This window comes from Myxococcus sp. MISCRS1 (assembly GCF_026626605.1).
GTDB lineage: Bacteria > Myxococcota > Myxococcia > Myxococcales > Myxococcaceae > Myxococcus > Myxococcus fulvus.
The window spans coordinates 2,654,471-2,667,258 of record NZ_JAPNKB010000001.1; the positions used below are offsets into that span (position 1 = coordinate 2,654,471).

The following is a 12,788-nucleotide window of genomic DNA, read 5'->3' on the forward strand; positions in this document are numbered from 1 at the left end:
GCGCCGCTACGCCTTCTTCAGCGCGGAGACCAGGTCGCCCGCGCCCAGCCGGGTGACCTCCTCCGCGGAGGTGTGCAGGAAGCGCAGGGCGTACCCCTCGCTGCCCTGAGAGAGCGCGGGAACATCCGTCAGCCCCGCGAAGAACGTGGGCGCCTTGCCGGGCGTGAAGCTCCGCGCGGTGGAGTCCGCCTCCAGGCCTCGCAGCCTGCGAAGGAAGGAAGCGGTGTCCTCGTCCTCCGCCCGCTTCAGGACGGACACGGAGCCATCCCGACGCCGGACGTGCACGGTGCGGCTGCGCGCGGCGGCGTGCAGGGTCGCCAGCTCCCACAGCGTGGGCCGGGCGCCGGTGCCGAAGTAGGCCAGGGTGTCCTTGCCCAGGTGCGCGAGTCCGCCCCGGGAGCGGGCCACGCTCTGGAAGCCGTCCTCGGGAGGGACCTTCACGTCCACCCAGCGAAGCTGCTTCTCGACGAGGTCGATGACGAGCGGCACCGAAATCTGCGCGCTCCCCTGCAAGTCGAAGCGCTGCTCCACCGTGCGCGCGTCGAAGTGTTCCCCCTCCACCTCGTCCCGGACCATGAAGCCCGCGAACGCGTCCTCCATCCGGTCGAACGAGACGCTGTTGAAGGAGAAGACCACGGGGATGGCGTAGCGCACACCCTGGGCGAGCAGGCGCTCCATGTGCACGTCCAGGAACTCTGCGCCTCCCAGCGGCGGAGAGCCCGACGTGACATCCCCCGAATGCACCGCGGCGTCGTCCTCCAGCCGCAGGTTCGTGTAGTCACACCGGTCCACCAGCCACCAGTTCTTGTCGTAGAGCGCCACCGACAGGTCCAGGTCGACGTACGTGTTCTGGGGCTCCGTCCAGTGGACGAAGAAGCGCAGGACCTTCCCCTCCGGAATCGGCAGCAGGCTGCCGCGAGGCACCGCCACCAACGCCTTCGAGGCCGTCTTCTCCGCCATCGGCACCAGGAGGTCCCCCAGCGCCTCGTCGATGACCGCCTGAGGGAAGGACGGCAGGGCCTCCGCCCGTCGCAGCAGCTCCCGCTCCAGCGGCGCCACCAGCTGGCCAATCACATCCCCGGGGAGCAACGGACGACGGTCCTCCATGCCCCAGGCGTGGGTGGCCTCACCCTTCGGGAAGAAGATGCGCCGGGCGAACGGCTGGTGCCGCTTGCGCAGGTGCGCCGAGGCGGCGAGCAGCAACGCGGGCGGAGACCGGGCCAGCACGGCATCGAGCGTCGCGAGCAGCTCCGGCGCCAGCGACGCGGAGCCCGCGAGCGCCACCGAGAGCCGGCTCACATGGTCCAACCTGCGCAGCAGCTCACCGGGCCGCTGCCGGAGCAGCGTCAGCGCGCCCGGAAGCGCCCTCGCGCGCAGCGCCTCCTCGACGCGCGAGGTCCAGGAGCGGAACTCCACCACGACGCCGCCCTCGACGTCCCGCGTCTGGAAGGACTCGGGATGTGCACCGGCGAGGCCCAGCAGCGTCGCGCCGAACGGCGTCTGCACGGAGAGCACCGTCCCGCGCAGCACGGCGAACGCGAGCGAGACCTTGGGATGACGCCGCCACTCCTCGAAGACGTGCAGCAGCCCGCCGAAGGCCTTCCACAAGCCCGGGTTGCGACCGACGTCCTCGGTGACGTTCAACAGGGAGAAGCCCTCCATCATCTGGAGGACGGCGCGCCGCACCTGACGCGGCGGGCTCTTCAAGGGCACCTTGACGGAGAGGTCGGGGTTGCCACCCGCCCAGGCCACCAGCACGCGGAGCACATCCGTGGCGGTCTTCACGTGCGCCGCGGCGCCGGCCAGCACGTCCCCCGCCGTCCGGGGGTCCCGGAGGAGGTGCCCCACGATGAGCGCCAGGGTCTCCTTCACCGGGATGCGCCGGGGCAGCCAGCCCAGCACCCGGGGCCCGAAGGCGGACACGAGTCGCTTGAGGATCTCCAGGTCGCGAGGGTTGAGCACCGTGGACCGCGATGCCAGCCGTCGCATCAGTCCGCTCGCGGTGGCCTCGGGGTCCGTGCCCAGGGACAACCGCGTCAGCTGGCTCCGACGGATGGAGTAGACGGTCCGCGAAGCGCCCTTGAGTTCCTTGGGCTGCAGGAAGGGGTCCGTCGGCGACAGACGTCGACGGCAGATGGGACAGGCGGAGTAGTCCTTGCCGTCGAAGCACTTCTCACAGACGAGGTGGGCGCACGGCGACAGCGCGCGCACCGAGCCCAGGGTGCCGCAGTGGATGCACGGCTGCTCGGGGTTCTGGTACAGCCACGACAGCACGCGCTGGACGAACAGCGCCTGCGTGTCGCGCGGGACGCTGTGGGGGAAGTCGCGGAACAGCGGGACGAAGGGGCGGTCCTTGCCCACCGTCGCCGCGCAGTTCTCGTAGAGGAAGCGGCCAGACGCGGCCAGGGTCTCGTCGGGGAGCGCGAGCAGCGCGTCCCGGAGGTCCCCCGCGAGCACGTAGCCGACACCCGCCAGGTCCGCATCCAGCGCGACCAGGGCCTCCTCGCGTGCCTTCGTGTCACCGCCGGCGGGCAGGCCCGTGGAAGGAAAGACGAGCCCCGTGGTCCAGAGCAACAGCGCGGCGGAATCGCCCGTGAGTTGGAGCGAAGGGGCGCCCATGGTGACTCCCTGAGAGAGGGGAAAGGCGGGGCGGAGAGCGGATGAGCTACCTCATAGGAGTGAGAAGGAAGCACACCCAAAGCCGCCCCGCGGAGAACCCTACCAGGGCCCACCAGGAACCGCCAACGAGGAAAAAGACCGGGGCATCGGACTCACGCCGTGCGCCAGCGAACCATCGCCAGACATCCTCGACGTTGAATTGACAGCGTGAACCCACCCCTCTCAAGTTGGGCCGTCGCCGACGCCGGCGATCTGGAACACGTGAGGGTGTGGGCGGGCGCAATGCCTCTCAGACCCAGACACGCATCGCAGTCCATCGCGTCATTCCCATGCCGAGGATTGTTCCATGTCGAAATCGAATCCGTCGACTGTATCCAGCCGTCTGTTCTTCACACTCGCCACGCTCTGGGGCGTGCTCCTGGCCCCCGCCGCCCAGGCACACTCGGCTGTCTATGGTGGAGGACCTTTCTACTCCGGGGGCACCGCGGTGATGGATGACCTGCGCGCCTCGGGGTTCACCACGGTGATTCTGTGGAGCTTCCACATCGAGGACAACGGGGACCTCGTCTACAACGACATCCCCGTGGTCCGGAATGGCGCGTACATCGGCGACGCGGCGTGGCCCACGCGGCTGGCCACGCTCAAGCGGGCGCCCACGTCGGTCAATCGCATCGAGGTGTCCATCGGCGCCTGGAGCGTCCCGGACTTCGAGCGCATGGCGAGGCTGGTCAACGGCACCGCCGCCGGCTGCGGCACCACGCTGGTCTGCGGCACCGGGAGCAACAGCATCCTGTACCGCAACTTCCAGGTGCTGAAGACCATCACCGGCGCGGACGCGGTGAACTTCGACGACGAGAGCGCGTATGACCTCGCTCCGACGACGACCTTCGGGCAGATGCTGATCGGCCTGGGCTACAAGATCGCCTTCGTGCCGTACACGCAGCAGACATTCTGGCGCAACCTCCGGAACAACCTGGGGAGCGCGGTGGACCGCATCTATCTCCAGGTCTACGACGGCGGCGCGGGCAACAACCCAGCGAGCTGGAACACGGCCATGGGGATGACGGTGTCCCCGGGCCTGTGGTCGCGGCACGGCACCAACTGCGCGTCGGGTGACAGCCCGGCTTCGGTGCAGACCAAGATGACCCAATGGAAGGCCAATGCCGGCATCCCGGGCGGCTTCATGTGGCTGTATGACGACATCCAGCGGTGCTCGGCGCAGGGGACGAGCGCTCAGTACGCGGCGGCCATCAACACCGCGGTCAGCGGCAACACGCCTCCGGTGGCGAACTTCGGCGTCACCCTCAGCGGGCTCACGGCGACGTTCAGCGACGCGTCCACGGACGCCGATGGCAGCATCGTCTCGCGCAGTTGGAGCTTCGGCGACGGCACCACGTCCACGGCGACGAACCCCGCGCGCACGTATGCGAGTGGCGGCAACTACAACGTCACGCTGACGGTCACGGACAACGGCGGGGCGAGCCACAGCAGGACCCAGACGGTCTCCGTGGGCACGGGCTTCATCAACCTGGCGCTGAACAAGCCCACCAGCAGCACCACGCCCTGCAACAGCAACGAGACGGCGGCCAAGGCGGTCAACGGGAGTGTCTCGGGTGGAACCACCGACAAGTTCTGCTCACTGACGTCACCGGCGTGGATGGATGTCGACCTGGGCTCGGCCCAGACGGTCAGCAGCTTCACCGTGAAGCACGCGGGGGCAGGCGGTGAGACGGCGACCTGGAACACCCAGGCGTTCACCATCCAGACTTCGACCAATGGGACGACGTGGAACACCGTCGTCACGGTGAGCGCCAACACCGCCAACGTCTCCACCCACCCCATCACCGCCACGTCCGCACGCTACATCCGGCTCCATTTGACGCTGCCCACCCAGGACTTCTCGCCGGCGGCACGCATCTACGAGTTCGAGGTCCGCTGAGTTCCAGGCATCCGCGCCGACCCGCGAGCATGTCTCGGGTCGGCGTGGGCGTCCCTCGTCAGGGCGCTGTTCAGAAGTGCGTGTGACTCGCCGCTACAAACATCACCAGCGTCCGTGGCCCTACGTCTCGAGAAGACGGCCATGACATGCCGGCACACCCTGCATCGACGTGGCGCGCACGGACCGGCGGCGCACGGGGGCGACTTCCTTGCGTCGAGCGCGGACACAAAAGGCCGCGACGGGCGCGCGCATCCATCCACGTCGTGCCCGATGAGAGCGCCCGTGGACGAGGGGGCGCTCCTTGCCAACCTCGAGCGTCGACACGGAAGGCCGCGACAGCCGGCCTCATCGATACAAGCCGTGCCGAGCTGGAACGCCTCGCGAGTGCGCGGGGCACTACTTCCCGGCGTCGAGCGCGGACAGCGCGGCCTTCACCGCGTCCACCGCGTACTGGGAGAACTCCCGCTGCATCCTGGGCAGCCGCTCCGCTTCCGCGAGCGCCGTCTCCAGGTCCTCGCGCGCCTCGTCCTTGCGGCCAGCCCGCTCCAGCGTCCGCGCCCGGCTCAGCCATACCGCCAGCCGTCGCCCTCCCTGTGCCCGCTTCAGCGCGCGGTCCGTCGCGGCGAGCGCCTCGTCGTAGCGACCGAGCTCCCGGAGGTTCGAGGCCACCCGCGCGCTGGCGGAGAAGTCGTCGGGCAGCTCGCGCTCCGTCTGGACGAAGAGCGCGAGGGTGTCCGCCAGGTGCCCGCTCGACTCCGCGGCGCTGTAGAGCGGAGCGTCCCACGCCGCCCGCCCCCGCGCCGTGGTCTCCTCGGCGCGATACGCGAGCACCTTCGCGTAGTACTCCTCGGACAGCTTCCGGGCCCCTTCCTTGTCGCCGCGCTCCTCGAGCAGGTCCGCCATGGAGCCGTAGAGCCACGTCTGCCCCTTCGCGTCGCGCTCGCGCAGCTGCTCGAAGGCCTTCTCGAAGTAGACCTCCAGCGCCTTCATGGCCGGCGCGGCCCAGGGCTTGGGCTCGTCCGCGTACCTCGCGCAGGCGTAGGCGGTGCTCGCGGCGCCCGCCCTGCTCGCTTCGTCGAGACTCGGGACCTCTTTCACCGCGTACTCCGCGCACGCCTGGAAGGCCTCGGCGTTCCACAGCGCGTTGAGCGCGGACTCCACGGCCCTCGCACGACGGCTCCACTGCTTGGAGCCTTGCGCCACCGCCTCCTGGTACTTGCGCGCCGCCAGTTCGTGCTCCCGCCTGGCATGGGCGCGGTCTCCTTCGAGCAGCAGCAATTCCGGCCCCGACACCTGGGCACTCAATGCGCGCCGGGCATCGTCGAGCAACGCCAGCACGTCCTCCAGCCCGGCGCCGCCCATCCAGCGCAGCGCGGGCGTCTCCGTCTCGGAGTCGAGCACCAGCAGCGTGGGCAGGTTGTCCACCGGGAAGCGCTCGAGGAGCGGCTCGTTGATGGGGTCATCCACATCCACCGCGAGCAGGACGTAGTCCTTCGCCTTCTCGATGAAGCCGGGCGCGGCGAAGACCTGCGCCTCCATGGTCCGGCACGGCGGACACCACACCGCGCCGAAGTCGATGAAGAGCGGCTTGCGCGCGGCCCGGGCCTGGGCGAGCGCCGCGGCGTAGTCGTTCTGGATGAACGCCGCGTGCTCGGGGGGACGTGCTTTCGTGGTGGCACAACCCACGAGGACCATGAGGCAGACGGGGAGGAGCCGCTTCATGGGAGGCGACTCTACCACCGCGACAGCTCACATCCGTTCGCCGGGGAGCTGGCTGGCCTGCTTCACCCAGGACACGAAGCGGGCCTCGTCGAGCGCGTCGTCCTCGCGGATGTCGAGGTAGCGGGTGTCCTGGCTCTTCGACTCGCCCGGAGGCATGGGCTTCAGCGCCGTGCCCCGGAAGAAGGCCACCTTGATGTACTTCGCGAAGCAGTGGATGCCGAGGAACATCCCCTGGCCCTCGATGCCATACATCGGCGAGTTCCACTTCACCGCCTTGGACACTCCCGGGACGGCGCGAGAGATGAGCGCGTCGAGTCGCGCGCCGACCTCCCGCTTCCAGCCCGGCATGGCCGCGATGTAGGCCTGGATGGGGGCCTCCCCGTACCCCTTCGCGATCTGCGGATTGCCTCCGGAGAGGAGGACTGGCGCCTTGGCCGGTGCCGAGGTCGCCTTGCGCTCCGTGGCCTTCTTCGCCGCTGGCTTCTTCGCCGTGGTCTTCTTCTCGGCGGTCTTCTTGGCCTGGGGCTTCTTCGCCGTGGCCTTCTTCGCCGTGGCCTTCTTCGCCGCGGCCTTCGCGGCCGTCTTGCCAACCATGTCGCGCACTCCTGGATGACGGGGGTGGGGCGCCATCACGCCCCGAACCCTATCGCTTCTTCGCCTTCGCACCGCTCGGCTTCGCGGCCTTCTTCACGGCGCTCTGCTTCCGCGCCGCCGGGGCCTTCTTCGCCGCCACCGCCTTCTTCGCCACCGGCGTGGCCTTCTTCTTCGGCGCACTGTTCAGGGCCGCGGCCGCCTTCACCAGCGCCTTGAACGCACTCGCGTCGACCTTCTCCCCCTCACGGATGTCGATGGCCCGGCGCGCGTTGCCCTCCAGGCTGGAGTTGAAGATGCCCGTCGGGTCGGGGACACGGGCGCCCTTGATGAAGGTGAGCTTCGCGACCTTCGTGTACGCCTCCCCCGTCGTGACAATCCCATTGTGGGACCACACCGGCGTGCCCCACTTCCACTCCTCGGTCATCTCCGGGACGGCCTCCAGGATCAGCTTCCGCATCCGGGCCAGGGCCTCTCCCCGCCAGTCCCCCAGGTCGAGGATGCGCTGGTCGATGAGCCTCGACGCGGCCTCCCCGCTCGCCTGCCCCTCCCCCTTCTTCATGAGTGACCTCCGGCCAGCACCGGCGCCGCGGCCGGAACCGGAGCCACCTGCAGGCGACGCCAGAAGAAGTACGACAGCCCCCAGAGCACGCTGGTCCCCACCACCCAACCCCACGCCTCGGGGCCGTCCCCCACCGCGCGGTGCGCGATGAACGCGGAGGCCAGGTTGATGGCGAACCCCGCGTAGGCCCACTCCTTCAGCCGCGCCGGCACGGGCGCGAGCAGCAGCACCACCCCGAGGAACTTCGCCCACGACAACCCCTCCCGGAAGTAGTCGGGGAAGCCCAGGTGGGTGAACGCCGCCGCCACCTGCGGCAGGCTCAGCTGCGCGTAGGCGGTGAAGCCGATCTGCAAGCAGAACAGCGCGGTGACAACCCAGAAGCCGATGGTGATTCTCTTCGAGCGCGTCATCTTCAGTTCCTCGGGGAAGAAGTGTGTCCAGGGGTCACGACGCCGAACTGCTCGGCGTACTCGGCATGCAGCCGCTGCCAGCCCTCGAACCGCATCGCCTCCGGGCCGACCAGGCGCCCCAGCGGCTCGCCCGCCAGGAGTCCATCCAACACGTCGAAGCAGATGTGCCAGCCCGCCGCGCCCATCGCGATGAAGCCCTGGTGGATGTTGTGCCAGAGCGTCAGCCGCGTGCCGCCGCTCTCGCGCGGCTCCAGCTCCCAGCGGACATCGTTCCCACCCCAGCTGTACTCGAGCAGCTTCGGCGCCTCGGCCCGCTTCACCTGCGTCTCGGCGACGAGCGGCTTGGGCGCGCCCACCGTGGTGAGCATCGCGGAGCCCACCGCGCCCAGGTTCCGGTCCGAGTCGAACGGCGCCCACTCCCGCAGCTGCTCGGGGTCCGTGAGCGCCTCCCAGACCTTCACGGGCGGGTGGCGCAGGTCACGCACGAGGACGAGCGTCCAGCGCTCCGCGTCCTTCTTGATGTGGGCCCCGGCCGCGCGGCCGGGGGTGTACTTCGCACGGTGAGTCATCGCTTCTTTCCTTTGCTGGAGGTCTGCTCCATCCGGTCCAGATGGCGCTCGAGCGCGTCGACATGGGCCGTCCAGAAGCGACGGAAGGGCGCAAGCCACTCGTCGACCTCCATGAGCGGCTCGGGCCGCAGCCGGTAGACACGTCGCTGGGCCTCGACCCGGGACTCCACGAAGCCCGCCTCGCGCAGCACCCGCAGGTGCTTGGACACCGAGGGCTGGGACATCCGCAGCTCCCGCTCGATTTCGCCGACGGAGCACTCCGACGCGGCCAGCAGGCTGAGGATGCTCCTCCGGTTGGGCTCCGCGATGATTCCGAACGAGGATTCCATGCCGCATATATACCCATGGATTCATATAACCGTCAAGGCATGTACTGGAAATATGACAGGACCTTGTCAGGACATCGGGGGGTTTTGGCTTCGGGATGCCCGGCTCGCGACGTAGCCTCCGGCGCCATGGCCACCCCAGATGACCTGGCGTGCGAGCTCGCGGAGCTCGCGCGGCTGCGGCGCGCCCGAGACCTGATGGACCGGGAGTTCGACAGTCCCCTCACGGTGGAGTCGGTGGCCCGGGTGGCCGCCATGTCCCCCGCCCACTTCTCGCGCCGCTTCCGGAAGGAATACGGCGAGAGCCCCTATGGCTACCTGATGACCCGCCGCATCGAGCGCGCCATGGCGCTCCTGCGGCGCGGGGACCAGAGCGTCACCGACGTGTGCATGGCGGTGGGCTGCTCATCCCTGGGCTCGTTCAGCGCGAGCTTCACCCGACTGGTGGGCATGCCGCCGTCCGACTACCGCGCGAAGCAGCACACCGAGGACCAGGTGCTGCCCGCCTGCATCCAGAAGGAGCGGACGCGCCCCCGCCGAGCAGGATTCGAGAAGCACCCTCCCACCCGTTGACCCACAGTGGAGTCATGACCCTCAAGCTCACCACCGTTCACCTGATTGTCGACGACCCGGACAAGGCGCTGCCGTTCTACCGCGACCTGCTGGGCCTGAAGCTCATCGGCGACGTCTCCCACGAGGGGCTCCGGTGGCTCACCCTCTCGCCTCCCGCGCAGCCGGACATCCAGATCGTCCTGAGCCAGCCGCACGCCGGCCGCACGAAGGAGGACGGTGACGCCATCGCGCGCCTGCTCGCCAAGGGCACGCTGGGCGGCGCCCTGTTCAGCAGCGCCAACCTCGCGGAGACCTTCGAGAAGCTGCGCGCCTCGGGCGCGGACGTGGTGCAGGAGCCCACGAACCAGCCCTGGGGCGTGCGCGACTGCGCCGTGAGAGACCCCGCCGGCAACCTCATCCGCATCAGCCAGGCCTTCCCCCTGCGCGGCAACGCGGGCTGAGCAAGCCCGCCCCCGTCGTCCCCACACCCCACCCGTTCGCCGTTGGTACCCCTGTCATGACCGAGCCCAAGCACTCCACTCCCGAGCATCCCGCGGACCGCCACGACCTCATCCGCGTCCGGGGCGCCAGGGAGAACAACCTCAAGGACGTGAGCGTCGAGCTCCCCAAGCGCCGGCTGACGGTGTTCACCGGCGTCTCCGGCTCGGGCAAGTCGTCGCTGGTCTTCGGCACCATCGCGGCCGAGTCCCAGCGGATGATCAACGAGACCTACAGCGCGTTCGTCCAGGGCTTCATGCCGTCCCTGGGCCGGCCCGAGGTGGACGTGCTGGAGGGCCTGACGACGGCCATCATCGTCGACCAGGAGCGCATGGGCGCCAACTCCCGCTCCACCGTCGGCACCGCGACGGACGCCAACGCGAGGCTGCGGGTGTTGTTCAGCCGCCTGGGCAAGCCGCACATCGGCTCCTCCAACGCGTTCTCCTTCAACATCCCGTCGGCGCGCGCGTCGGGGCAGATAACGGTCGACAAGGGCGAGGGCCAGGTCGAGGAGCGCGTGGTCACCATCTCCGGCGGCATGTGTCCCCGGTGCGAGGGCATGGGCTCGGTGACGGACATCGATCTGGGCCAGCTCTACGACGACAGCAAGTCGCTCAATGAAGGCGCGCTCACCATCCCCGGCTACAACGCCGACGGGTGGCAGGTGCGCATCTACGCGAACTCGGGCTTCCTGGACCCGGACAAGCCCATCCGCAAGTACACGAAGAAGGAGCTGGAGGACTTCCTCTACAAGGAGCCCACCAAGGTGAAGTTCGAGAGCATGAACCTCACCTACGAGGGCCTGGTGCCCCGCATCCAGAAGTCGTTCCTGTCCAAGGACAAGGAGGCGATGCAGCCGCACATCCGCGCCTTCGTGGAGCGCGCGGTGACCTTCACGCCCTGCCCCGAGTGCGCAGGCACCCGGCTCAACGCGGCCGCCCGGTCCTCCAAGGTGAAGGGCATCAACATCGCCGAGGCCTGCTCGATGCAGGTGAGTGACCTGGCCGAGTGGGTGCGCGGGCTGAACGAGCCCTCCGTCGCGCCGCTGCTGGCCACGCTGCGCCAGACGCTCGACTCGTTCGTGGAGATTGGCCTGGGCTATCTCAGCCTGGACCGTCCGTCGGGGACGCTGTCGGGCGGCGAGTCCCAGCGCATCCAGATGATTCGCCACCTGGGCTCGTCGCTCACCGACGTGACGTACGTGTTCGACGAGCCGACCGTCGGGCTGCATCCGCACGACATCCAGCGGATGAATGACTTGCTGCTGCGCCTGCGCGACAAGGGCAACACCGTGCTGGTGGTCGAGCACAAGCCGGAGGTCATCGAGATCGCGGACCACGTCGTGGACATCGGCCCGGGCGCGGGCACCGCCGGTGGCGCGGTGGTGTTCGAGGGCACCGTCGACGGGCTGCGCGCCAGCGACACGCTCACCGGACGGCACCTGGGCTACCGCGCGTCGTTGAAGCCCTCGGTGCGAAAGCCGTCGGGGGCGCTGAAGGTGCGCGGGGCGAAGGCGCACAACCTGCGGGGCGTGGACGTGGACATCCCGCTGGGCGTGCTGGTGGTGGTGACGGGCGTGGCGGGCTCCGGGAAGAGCTCGCTGATCCACGGCTCGGTGTCGGGGCGTGAGGGCGTGGTGACGGTGGACCAGAGCGCGATTCGCGGCTCGCGGCGCAGCAACCCGGCGACGTACACGGGGCTGCTGGAGCCGATTCGCAAGGCCTTCGCCAAGGCCAACGGCGTGAAGCCCACGCTGTTCAGCGCGAACTCGGAGGGCGCCTGCCCCACGTGCAACGGCGCCGGGGTCATCTACACGGACCTGGCGATGATGGCGGGGGTCAGCACGCTGTGCGAGGAGTGTGAGGGCAAGCGCTTCCAGGCGGCGGTGCTGGAGTACCGGCTGGGCGCGCTCAACATCGCCGAGGTGCTCGACCTGCCCGTCAAGGACGCGGCGACCTTCTTCGGCTCCAAGGAGGCGCGCACGCCGGCCGCGCATGAAATCCTGAAGCGGATGAACGACGTCGGGCTGGGCTACCTGCGGCTCGGCCAGCCCCTCACCACGCTGTCGGGCGGCGAGCGGCAGCGGCTGAAGCTCGCGACGCACATGGGTGAGGAGGGCGGCGTCTACGTGCTCGACGAGCCGACCACGGGCCTGCACCTGGCCGACGTGGAGAACCTCCTGGGGCTGCTGGACCGGCTGGTCGACTCGGGCAAGTCCGTCATCGTCATCGAGCACCACCAGGCCGTCATGGCGCACGCGGATTGGATCATCGACCTGGGTCCGGGCGCGGGGCACGACGGCGGGACCATCGTGTTCCAGGGGCCGCCGGCGGACCTCGTCTCCGCGAAGGCCACGCTGACCGGCCAGCACCTGGCGGCGTATGTCGGCGGGGCCTCGGGCGCGAAGGTCGGAGGCGGAAAGCCGGAAGCTCCCCGGGGGCGCGCGGCGCGGCGCTCGTAGTCGCGGCCTCCCACGAAGGCTCCGTGCTCCCAACGCGAGGGACACGGAGCCTTGCCGAGGCGATGGCTCAAGGCAGGACGGCGGTGGCTTCGACCTCCACGAGGATGTCCGGCTCGAAGAGCACGCTGACGCCAATCAACGAGGCCGGCGCGGGGACGAACTTCAGCTCCTGCGCGACCTGCTGAACACCCGCGCCGAACTGGGGCAGTTGCTCGGGCTTCCAGCCGACCACGTAGAACCTCAAGCGGACCACGTCGCTGAACGAGGCTCCGGCCGCCGCGAGCGCGAGGCCGACGTTGCGCAGCGACTGCGCCACCTGCCCCGCCAGGTCTCCTCGCGCGACGAGCTTCCCCTCCGCGTCGTAGGCGACCTGACCGGCGATGTGGACCTGCCGGGAGCCCGTGGAGATGGACACCTGGTGGTAGAGCTCGGGCTTCATCATTCCATCGGGGTTGAGCAGCGTGACGGGCATGGCGGTTCTCCTGGGGTTGGCGATGTCATGACCCTATAGCGCTGGGATTGACGAACGGTGTTCCCCA

At 69.3% G+C, this 12,788-nt stretch carries 12 protein-coding genes; 4 read left to right on the plus strand and 8 right to left on the minus strand.

Annotation, left to right across the window (positions count from 1 at the left end):
* Window positions 1-6 precede the first annotated feature (6 nt).
* Window positions 7-2,619, minus strand: a complete 2,613-nt coding sequence (locus tag OWM54_RS10110) for an MXAN_6230/SCO0854 family RING domain-containing protein (protein WP_267697345.1) — start codon at window positions 2,617-2,619, stop codon at window positions 7-9.
* Window positions 2,620-2,965: 346 nt separating this feature from the next.
* On the opposite strand from OWM54_RS10110, the gene OWM54_RS10115 reads away from it, so the two are divergent.
* A complete protein-coding gene (locus tag OWM54_RS10115; protein ID WP_267697346.1) occupies window positions 2,966-4,558 on the plus strand; it encodes a PKD domain-containing protein in 1,593 nt (530 codons plus the stop codon).
* Between the two features lie 396 nt (window positions 4,559-4,954).
* On the opposite strand, the gene OWM54_RS10120 is transcribed toward OWM54_RS10115, so the two are convergent.
* From OWM54_RS10120 to OWM54_RS10145, 6 genes are read right to left on the minus strand one after another with little or no spacing between them, the layout of a single operon-like run.
* Window positions 4,955-6,280, minus strand: a complete 1,326-nt coding sequence (locus tag OWM54_RS10120) for a tetratricopeptide repeat protein (protein ID WP_267697347.1) — start codon at window positions 6,278-6,280, stop codon at window positions 4,955-4,957.
* Window positions 6,281-6,307: 27 nt separating this feature from the next.
* Window positions 6,308-6,874, minus strand: coding sequence for a DUF1801 domain-containing protein (locus OWM54_RS10125; protein ID WP_267697348.1), 567 nt, complete (start codon window positions 6,872-6,874; stop codon window positions 6,308-6,310).
* A 49-nt stretch (window positions 6,875-6,923) separates the two neighbouring features.
* The gene (locus tag OWM54_RS10130; protein WP_324289062.1) at window positions 6,924-7,433 is read right to left on the minus strand and encodes a DUF1801 domain-containing protein; all 510 of its coding nucleotides are present in this window, start codon (window positions 7,431-7,433) and stop codon (window positions 6,924-6,926) included.
* The gene (locus OWM54_RS10135; RefSeq protein ID WP_267697349.1) at window positions 7,430-7,843 is read right to left on the minus strand and encodes a DoxX family protein; all 414 of its coding nucleotides are present in this window, start codon (window positions 7,841-7,843) and stop codon (window positions 7,430-7,432) included. Before OWM54_RS10135 ends, OWM54_RS10130 begins: the two co-directional genes overlap by 4 nt.
* 2 nt (window positions 7,844-7,845) lie before the next feature.
* A complete protein-coding gene (locus tag OWM54_RS10140) occupies window positions 7,846-8,412 on the minus strand; it encodes an SRPBCC family protein (protein ID WP_141323005.1) in 567 nt (188 codons plus the stop codon).
* On the minus strand, window positions 8,409-8,741 hold the full coding sequence (locus tag OWM54_RS10145; protein WP_046711976.1) for an ArsR/SmtB family transcription factor: 333 nt from the start codon (window positions 8,739-8,741) through the stop codon (window positions 8,409-8,411). Before OWM54_RS10145 ends, OWM54_RS10140 begins: the two co-directional genes overlap by 4 nt.
* 126 nt (window positions 8,742-8,867) lie before the next feature.
* On the opposite strand from OWM54_RS10145, the gene OWM54_RS10150 reads away from it, so the two are divergent.
* From OWM54_RS10150 to OWM54_RS10160, 3 genes are read left to right on the plus strand one after another with little or no spacing between them, the layout of a single operon-like run.
* Complete coding sequence (locus tag OWM54_RS10150) at window positions 8,868-9,311, plus strand: helix-turn-helix transcriptional regulator (RefSeq protein ID WP_267697350.1); 444 nt, start codon at window positions 8,868-8,870, stop codon at window positions 9,309-9,311.
* Window positions 9,312-9,325: 14 nt separating this feature from the next.
* A complete protein-coding gene (locus tag OWM54_RS10155; RefSeq protein WP_141333591.1) occupies window positions 9,326-9,751 on the plus strand; it encodes a VOC family protein in 426 nt (141 codons plus the stop codon).
* 56 nt (window positions 9,752-9,807) lie between these two features.
* Window positions 9,808-12,249 (plus strand): excinuclease ABC subunit UvrA, encoded by a 2,442-nt coding sequence (locus tag OWM54_RS10160; RefSeq protein ID WP_267697351.1) that lies wholly within the window; start codon window positions 9,808-9,810, stop codon window positions 12,247-12,249.
* A gap of 67 nt (window positions 12,250-12,316) precedes the next feature.
* Here the strand turns inward: OWM54_RS10160 and OWM54_RS10165 are convergent, their stop codons facing one another.
* Window positions 12,317-12,721: a RidA family protein gene (locus tag OWM54_RS10165; protein WP_141324986.1), complete on the minus strand. Its 405-nt coding sequence runs from the start codon at window positions 12,719-12,721 to the stop codon at window positions 12,317-12,319.
* Window positions 12,722-12,788: the final 67 nt, after the last annotated feature.

What these genes read in the sequence shown, in the direction of transcription:
- OWM54_RS10160 (WP_267697351.1), top strand. Translation starts at nt 9,808, where the DNA reads ATGACCGAGCCCAAGCACTCCACTCCCGAGCATCCCGCGGACCGCCAC.
- OWM54_RS10150 (WP_267697350.1), top strand. Translation starts at nt 8,868, where the DNA reads ATGGCCACCCCAGATGACCTGGCGTGCGAGCTCGCGGAGCTCGCGCGG.
- OWM54_RS10165 (WP_141324986.1), bottom strand. Translation starts at nt 12,721, where the DNA reads ATGCCCGTCACGCTGCTCAACCCCGATGGAATGATGAAGCCCGAGCTC.
- OWM54_RS10140 (WP_141323005.1), bottom strand. Translation starts at nt 8,412, where the DNA reads ATGACTCACCGTGCGAAGTACACCCCCGGCCGCGCGGCCGGGGCCCAC.
- OWM54_RS10135 (WP_267697349.1), bottom strand. Translation starts at nt 7,843, where the DNA reads ATGACGCGCTCGAAGAGAATCACCATCGGCTTCTGGGTTGTCACCGCG.
- OWM54_RS10120 (WP_267697347.1), bottom strand. Translation starts at nt 6,280, where the DNA reads ATGAAGCGGCTCCTCCCCGTCTGCCTCATGGTCCTCGTGGGTTGTGCC.
- OWM54_RS10145 (WP_046711976.1), bottom strand. Translation starts at nt 8,741, where the DNA reads ATGGAATCCTCGTTCGGAATCATCGCGGAGCCCAACCGGAGGAGCATC.
- OWM54_RS10110 (WP_267697345.1), bottom strand. Translation starts at nt 2,619, where the DNA reads ATGGGCGCCCCTTCGCTCCAACTCACGGGCGATTCCGCCGCGCTGTTG.
- OWM54_RS10155 (WP_141333591.1), top strand. Translation starts at nt 9,326, where the DNA reads ATGACCCTCAAGCTCACCACCGTTCACCTGATTGTCGACGACCCGGAC.
- OWM54_RS10115 (WP_267697346.1), top strand. Translation starts at nt 2,966, where the DNA reads ATGTCGAAATCGAATCCGTCGACTGTATCCAGCCGTCTGTTCTTCACA.
- OWM54_RS10125 (WP_267697348.1), bottom strand. Translation starts at nt 6,874, where the DNA reads ATGGTTGGCAAGACGGCCGCGAAGGCCGCGGCGAAGAAGGCCACGGCG.
- OWM54_RS10130 (WP_324289062.1), bottom strand. Translation starts at nt 7,433, where the DNA reads ATGAAGAAGGGGGAGGGGCAGGCGAGCGGGGAGGCCGCGTCGAGGCTC.